The organism is Streptomyces laurentii, assembly GCF_040635425.1.
In the GTDB taxonomy this organism is placed as follows: domain Bacteria; phylum Actinomycetota; class Actinomycetes; order Streptomycetales; family Streptomycetaceae; genus Streptomyces; species Streptomyces laurentii.
Genome location: NZ_JBEYHT010000134.1, coordinates 1 through 1,451 on the forward strand (window position 1 = coordinate 1; position 1,451 = coordinate 1,451).

General features: G+C 69.0%; 1 protein-coding gene. It reads right to left on the reverse strand.

The window, feature by feature from the left end:
- Window positions 1–116: 116 nt before the first annotated feature.
- Window positions 117–1,367, reverse strand: coding sequence for an IS701 family transposase (locus tag ABZ693_RS36100; RefSeq protein ID WP_359885722.1), 1,251 nt, complete (start codon window positions 1,365–1,367; stop codon window positions 117–119).
- Window positions 1,368–1,451: the final 84 nt, after the last annotated feature.

Sequence of the window (1,451 nt, forward strand, 5' to 3'; positions counted from 1 at the left end):
ACTAGTAGGGCTTGGTCAGGTTGGTGTTGGTGTGGGTATGCCGCGGTGACAGGTGGGGCAGACGCCGGTCCATGTCGCGAGGAGGGTCTGTAGCTCGCGGACGATGCGGTAGAGGCTCAGGCCGGCGCCGTGTCTTTTGGGGCTCTGGCCAGTCGTTGCAAGGTGCAGAAGGCGTGGGCGACGGAGACGAGGGTGACGTGGTGGTGCCACCCGTTCCAGGTGCGGCCCTCGAAGTGGGCCAGGCCCAGGGCCTGTTTCATCTCGCGGTAGTCGTGTTCGATGCGCCAGCGGAGCTTGGCCAGGCGGACCAGGGTGGTCAGCGGGGTGTCGGCGGGCAGGTCGGAGAGCCAGAACTGGACGGGTTCGGCCTGGCCGGCCGGCCACTCGGCCAGGAGCCAGCACTCGGGCAGTTCCGGGCCGTCGGCCGCCTGGCGGACCTCTCGTCCGGCAGGCCGGATCCGCAGAGTCACGAACCGCGAGTACATCCGCTTGAAGCCGCTGCGGCCGGTGCCGGGCCGGGAGCCCTCACGCCATTGCACCGGCTTCGCCGCCTTCCGGCCCGCCCCGATGACCAGCTGTTTCACCGACTGCGGCTTGTCCGGGTACTTCGCCACCGGCCGGCGTCCGGTCCCGGAGTACGGCTCTGCGACCGGCACCGCGTGGCCGGGCTGTGCCGAGAGGGTGGTGGAGATTCCCACCACGTAGTTGAGGCCGCGGGCCTGGAGGCCATGCCGGAAGGCGGCCGCGTCGCCGTATCCGGCGTCCGCGACGGCCACCGGGACCTCGATGCCCCAGGAGCGGGTCTCGTCGAGCATGTCGAGTGCGAGCTGCCATTTCTCCACATGCCCGATGTCATCGGGAATCCGGCATGCGGCGCGGCGGGCGACCTTGTCCGGATCCGCCTTCACGGACCCGGGCGCCCAGGTCTCGGGCAGGAACAGCCGCCAGTCCACTGCCGCCGAGGCATGATCCGAGGCCAGGTGCAGCGAGACGCCCACCTGGCAGTTGGTGACCTTGCCCGCCGTGCCTGTGTACTGCCGCGACACACACGCCGAGGCATTGCCGTCCTTGAGGAACCCGGTGTCATCGAAGATCAGCACGGTGGGCCGGATCGCCTTCTCCATCCTCCAGGCCAGCCGGGCCCTCACATGCGCCGGGTCCCATGGGCTGGTGGTGATGAAGTGGGCCAGGGCCTGCCGGTTCCCGTCCTCGCCAAGCCGGGTGGCCATCGGCTCGACCGACTTGCGCTGCCCGTCCGTGAGCAGGCCCCGCAGGTAGACCCGCCCCCACCGACGCTGATCATTACGCGCGAACGGCTCGAAGACCTCTGCCGCGAAGTCCTCCAACTCGCCACGCACAGCTGACATTTCCTCCGGCGTCACACGTCCCCAACGACACACCAAACCCGCAGGACACGCAACACCAACACGAACCTGACCAAGCCCTACTAG

Bases quoted from the DNA above. Each gene is read 5' to 3' on its own strand.
- ABZ693_RS36100 (WP_359885722.1), bottom strand. From the start codon at position 1,367: ATGTCAGCTGTGCGTGGCGAGTTGGAGGACTTCGCGGCAGAGGTCTTC.